Genomic DNA, 4,970 nt, shown 5'->3' on the forward strand with positions numbered 1-4,970 from the left:
GCGGCACTCTCAGCCAAACGCGGCGTCTCGGGTCCCCGGCGAGGGCCGACGTCCGGGGGCCGGACCGTCCTCACGGCTCTGTCGATCTGCCCGGCGACCCGGCCGAATGCGCTGCGGCGGTGCACTTCCCGCAGAACGACATCTGAGAAGACCTGGTCGTCGAGTTCCCGCAACGCGCGATTCGCCACGTCCCCCGGCGCGACGGATCTCTGCAACAACGGTCGATTCCGAGAAGTCATCGACGACCACCCCGCCTTCTGAGGAAGACTGTAGACCCACCGGGCGGTGACGGCGAGGGGTGATCGAGGGGAAGTAGGCGTGATCCGCGGGTGGACCGGGCGCGACGACCTACGTGGGCATCGCGTCTAGCCGGGCGCGGCCCCGGTGCGACGCCACCAGTCGGCCACCACCGCGGCTAGTTCCTCCGGCTTCTCCGCCGGCAGCATGTGCCCGGTCTCCGGGATCTCCACATACGTCACCCCGCCCGCGCCTGCACCGTCTGACGCGGCACCGATCGATTCGGCACCGTTCGATTCGGCACTGTTCGATTCGGCACCGATCGATCCGGCACCGTTCGATTCGGCCCACCGCCGCTGCTCCTCGGTGGGCACCACCTCATCGTGCGACGCCCCGACGATCAGGACCGGGCAGGGCGCCTGCGCGGGAAAAGCGCTGCGGTCCGGGCGCGCGCCCAGGGCCACCGAGTGCGCGGCGAACCGCGCCGGCCCGTATCCCCGCGCCGCGCGGAGTCGCTCGGCCCGCACCTGCGGGTCGTGGCCGCGGTCGCCGAAGTACACCGCCTCCATACCGTCGAGGGCTATCCCTTCGTACTCCTCCGGGCTCAGGTCCGCCGCTCGGGCCGCGCGCGCTGCTGCGGCATCCGGATCCTCTGTGCCCACGGGCGCGGTGACCAGGACGAGTCCGGCCAGGAGGGACGGGTGCCTCTCCGCGAGGTGCATGGCCACCACGCCGCCGAGGGAATGTCCGACGACGACGCTCCCGGAGGCGATCAGCCGGGCGGTCTCGTCGACGAGCGCGTCGAGGTCGGGCACGGCCGGCAGGTCCAGGGCCGTGGTGGCCCAGCTCTCCGGCAGGGCTCGGAGGGTCGGGTCCCACGACTGCGCATCGCCGTGGAGGCCGGGGAGAAAGACGAGGTTCGTCATGGGCGAGGGGCTCCCTCTACATCGACGCCGGGGGGTGACCCGACTGTAGCCCGGCGGTGTGAGGAACCGGCTGGCGCTCGGGCACCTGCACGGTGGTCGCGGTCTTGCGCTGCCGCTATTCTGCGTTACTATGTACCAGTAGTCATTGTCACTGAGTAGTTGGGGGACGTTCCATGGGCAAGCAGGCCACCGAGATGCTCAAGGGAACGCTGGAGGGCATCGTCCTGGCGATCCTGTCCGACCGGCCCGCGTACGGGTACGAGATCACCGCGTGGCTCCGGGGTCACGGTTTCGCCGACATCGCCGAGGGCACCGTGTACGCGCTCCTGGTGAGGATCGAGCAGCGTGGCCTCGTGGACGTGGAGAAGGTCCCCTCCGAGAAGGGCCCGCCCCGGAAGGTGTATTCGCTCAACGCCCGGGGGCGCGGGAACCTCGACGAATTCTGGAACACCTGGGACTTCCTCGTGGAACGCATAGACCAGCTCCGTCACCACAACGACAGCCCACAGGGCGAAGGAGAGAGATGATCATGGCCGCGAAATGGATCGAGGCCCTCACCGGGTCTCTGGATCAGAAGAAGCAGTACAAGCGCCACATGGCGCGGGTCGACGCTCTCCCCGAGCCGTACGGCAGCGCCGCCAAGGCGCTCAACCGGTACTTCCTCTACTACGGAGGATTCACCGACGGCGACACGCTCATCGCGATGATCGGCGACCACGCCGACATGTGGGAGCGAGCCGCGGTCGACGGCACTCCCGTGCGCGCCGTCGTCGGGGACGACCCGGTGGAGTTCGCGGAGACGTTCGCCCGCTCGTACTCCGGCAAGGAGTGGATCGACAAAGAGCGCCGGCGCCTGACCGAGGCCATCGACGCCGCGGCCGGCGATTCCGGAGGGGATGAGGGGACCCTCTCATGACCGCGCCGACCCTTCACGCGATCCGTGTCCACGGTCTGGAGAAGTCGTACAAGGACCTGCCCGTGTTGCGCGGCGTGGACTTCGATGTGGCACGGGGCAGCATCTTCGCACTGCTCGGCTCCAACGGCGCCGGCAAGACCACAGTCGTGAGAATCCTCGCAACCCTGCTCGAGGCCGACGCGGGAACGGCCGTTGTCGACGGCCTCGACGTCGCCGCACAGGCTTCGGAGGTGCGAGAGCGCTTCAGTCTCACCGGACAGTTCGCCGCCGTCGACGAGATCCTCACCGGGCGGGAGAACCTCGTCCTCATCGCCAGGCTTCGCCACCTCGACGACCCGGGCACGATCGCGGATGATCTCCTCGAGCGCTTCTCGCTGACCGCCGCGGCCACGCGGAAGGTGTCGACGTACTCGGGTGGGATGCGTCGCCGTCTCGACATCGCCATGAGCCTCATCGGGAGCCCACCGGTCATCTTCCTCGACGAGCCGACCACCGGGCTCGACCCCCGGGCCCGCATCGAGGTGTGGCAGGCGGTCAGAGAACTGGCCGACGGCGGCACGACGGTACTGCTCACCACGCAGTATCTGGAGGAGGCCGAACAACTCGCCGACCGCATCGCGATCCTCCACAAGGGTCGGATCATCGTCAACGGCACCCTCGCCGAGCTCAAGCGGCTGCTCCCGCCCGCACAGGTCGAGTACGTGGAGAAACAGCCGACCCTCGAAGACGTCTTCCTGGCCCTCATCGGCGAGGACGACGCGGACCACACGGACAGTGCCACGAGTAGGGAACAGCGATGAACACGCACTTCCTCGGCGACACCGCCGTCCTTCTGGGGCGGTCCCTGCGCCACGTCACCCGCAGCCTGGACACCATCATCACGACCGTCATCACGCCGGTCGCCTTCCTACTGTTGTTCGTCTATGTATTCGGCGGCGCGATCGACACGGGCCCGGATTCGGGGTCGTACGTGAACTACCTGCTGCCCGGGATCCTCCTCATCACCATCGCCTCGGGGATCGCCTACACCGCGTACCGGCTGTTCCTGGATATGAAGGGCGGAATCGTCGAACGACTCCAGTCCCTACCGATCGCGCGCTCAGCCGTGCTGTGGGGACACGTGCTGACCTCGCTGTTCGCCACTCTGATCTCGCTGGCGGTCGTCGTGGGCGTCGCCCTGCTCATGGGGTTCCGCTCACCGGCAGGGCCGTTGGCGTGGTTCGGTGTCGCCGGCATCCTGCTCCTGTTCACCCTGGCGTTGACGTGGCTCGCGGTCATCGCCGGGCTCTCCGCCACCACGCCGGACGGGGCGGGTGCGTTCTCCTACCCGCTGATCTTCCTCCCGTTCATCAGCTCGGCATTCGTCCCCACCGACACCATGCCCGGCCCGGTGCGCGCCTTCGCCGAACACCAGCCGGTGACCTACATCGTCAATGCCATCCGCGACCTGTTCGCGCAGCAACCGGTCGGCACCGACCTCTGGATCGCGATCGCCTGGTGCGTCGGCATCCTCATCGTCGCCTACACCTTCGCCATGGTCACCTACCGCCGCACGATCGCCTAGATGGGCGTCACACGATTCGTCTGTGCACCTGAGACCGGGCGAGCTCGTACGTCTTGACCAGCCAGAACGCGGCGAAGGCGTAGAGCGCCGCCGCCTCCCCGGCGAACAGTGCCACCGACGGTCCCACAGCCCACGCGACCAGGACAGCGGCGGCCGGGAATGCCACGACCAGCACGGCCAGGACCCGGTAGGCCACGCGGTACCTGCGCCGCAGATTCGGATCCGGCAGGGATCCGAGGGTCTCCTGTCCGTAGAAGAAGATCGACAGCGCGGCCAGCGCGAAGAACCCGACCGCGGCCACAGCGTGGACCGCCCCCGCGACGGTGGGCCCGGGCAGAGAGGTGTCCGACGTCGGGACCAGCGCCACCACGATCGAGAGGACCCCGGCCGCGTTGAGCAGTGCGTTCTCTCCCCGGGTGTAGCCGCGGTAGGCCACCAGCGCGACGCCTATCGCCACGAGGATCCCCACGAAGACACTGCGCGCCGGCGAGTAGTAGAAGGCGCTGAGCGAGCCCCTCATCGCCACCGCTGGGTCAAGGGCCACCCACAGCAGGAGAACAGCCGGGAGCACCAGGGCGCCGGCGGCGATGACCATCCGGAGGACGAAATAGGTCTCCACGATATAAGCCGCGGGCGCCTCGCAGAAGGTGGCCGGGACGCCGTGTCCCGGGCCGGCCGGCCCACGCCCGCCCGGTGGCCGACGCATGCCCCCACCCCCTCGCCGTGGCTCGTTCACCCTCGCAGCCGGGTGCCGGTCTTGGTGTAGATCCGGTTGAGGTGTCCCTCCACGGTCCGCTTGGACAGGTGGAGCTCGGCCGCGATCTCGGCGTTGGTCAGCCCCTGACCCACGAGAGTGGCGATCTGGGATTCGCGACGGGTCAGAGACACGCCCTGAGGGATTCTGGTGGCAGCGCCTCCCGGACCGGGCAGACCGCTCGCCGATCCACCGATCTCGGAGGTGGCGATCATCCGCTCGGCCTGGATGTGGTGCTGCGAACCCGGAGTGGCGAGGTGGCGCACGCGGTCGGCGACCGCCACGGACACCATGTGCAGACCGCATTCCCGGGCACGGTGGGCGTCGTCGAGAAGTCGCCGGGGGTTCTTGGCAAGGGAGTCGGCGGCGATGTCACGCACCAGCACCGGAAGATGGCCGGTGACCTCCAGCTCGGACACCAGCTGGCAGCTCTCGCGATCGGCGGACAGCACCCCGGCCATGGCGGCCCGCGTGGCGGACCCCAACTGCCCCTCGTCGATGAGCGAGCGGACGATCTCGCGGGCCTCCTCGCTGTGACCGAAGCAGTACAGCACCCCGGCCTCGGCTCCGCGG

The 4,970-nt window shown here is 68.8% G+C and carries 7 protein-coding genes; 4 read left to right on the top strand and 3 right to left on the bottom strand.

Annotation, left to right across the window (positions count from 1 at the left end; genetic code table 11):
• Positions 1-365 precede the first annotated feature (365 nt).
• Complete coding sequence (locus G6019_RS10335; RefSeq protein WP_182627526.1) at positions 366-1,163, bottom strand: alpha/beta fold hydrolase; 798 nt, start codon at positions 1,161-1,163, stop codon at positions 366-368.
• Between the two features lie 173 nt (positions 1,164-1,336).
• Here G6019_RS10335 and G6019_RS10340 point away from each other — a divergent pair, with 173 nt between their 5' ends.
• Genes G6019_RS10340 through G6019_RS10355 form a run of 4 tightly spaced genes read left to right on the top strand, consistent with a single transcriptional unit; the run spans position 1,337 to position 3,643 of the window.
• Entirely contained in the window at positions 1,337-1,690 is a 354-nt protein-coding gene (locus tag G6019_RS10340) for a PadR family transcriptional regulator (RefSeq protein WP_182612837.1), read from the top strand.
• Positions 1,691-1,692: 2 nt separating this feature from the next.
• Entirely contained in the window at positions 1,693-2,079 is a 387-nt protein-coding gene (locus G6019_RS10345) for a DUF1048 domain-containing protein (protein ID WP_182612836.1), read from the top strand.
• A complete protein-coding gene (locus tag G6019_RS10350; protein ID WP_182612835.1) occupies positions 2,076-2,879 on the top strand; it encodes an ABC transporter ATP-binding protein in 804 nt (267 codons plus the stop codon). The genes G6019_RS10345 and G6019_RS10350 overlap by 4 nt, the downstream gene beginning before the upstream one ends.
• On the top strand, positions 2,876-3,643 hold the full coding sequence (locus G6019_RS10355; protein ID WP_182612834.1) for an ABC transporter permease: 768 nt from the start codon (positions 2,876-2,878) through the stop codon (positions 3,641-3,643). Before G6019_RS10350 ends, G6019_RS10355 begins: the two co-directional genes overlap by 4 nt.
• Before the next feature lie 7 nt (positions 3,644-3,650).
• On the opposite strand, the gene G6019_RS10360 is transcribed toward G6019_RS10355, so the two are convergent.
• Both G6019_RS10360 and G6019_RS10365 read right to left on the bottom strand, forming a co-directional pair.
• Positions 3,651-4,349, bottom strand: coding sequence for a hypothetical protein (locus G6019_RS10360; RefSeq protein WP_241725988.1), 699 nt, complete (start codon positions 4,347-4,349; stop codon positions 3,651-3,653).
• 26 nt (positions 4,350-4,375) lie between these two features.
• The coding region (locus G6019_RS10365; RefSeq protein WP_182627527.1) for a helix-turn-helix transcriptional regulator at positions 4,376-4,970 on the bottom strand (595 nt) is incomplete at its 5' end.

The organism is Dietzia sp. DQ12-76 (genome assembly GCF_014145045.1).
GTDB lineage: Bacteria > Actinomycetota > Actinomycetes > Mycobacteriales > Mycobacteriaceae > Dietzia.

Bases quoted from the DNA above. Each gene is read 5' to 3' on its own strand.
- G6019_RS10335 (WP_182627526.1), bottom strand. From the start codon at position 1,163: ATGACGAACCTCGTCTTTCTCCCCGGCCTCCACGGCGATGCGCAGTCG.
- G6019_RS10340 (WP_182612837.1), top strand. From the start codon at position 1,337: ATGGGCAAGCAGGCCACCGAGATGCTCAAGGGAACGCTGGAGGGCATC.
- G6019_RS10345 (WP_182612836.1), top strand. From the start codon at position 1,693: ATGGCCGCGAAATGGATCGAGGCCCTCACCGGGTCTCTGGATCAGAAG.
- G6019_RS10350 (WP_182612835.1), top strand. From the start codon at position 2,076: ATGACCGCGCCGACCCTTCACGCGATCCGTGTCCACGGTCTGGAGAAG.
- G6019_RS10355 (WP_182612834.1), top strand. From the start codon at position 2,876: ATGAACACGCACTTCCTCGGCGACACCGCCGTCCTTCTGGGGCGGTCC.
- G6019_RS10360 (WP_241725988.1), bottom strand. From the start codon at position 4,349: ATGCGTCGGCCACCGGGCGGGCGTGGGCCGGCCGGCCCGGGACACGGC.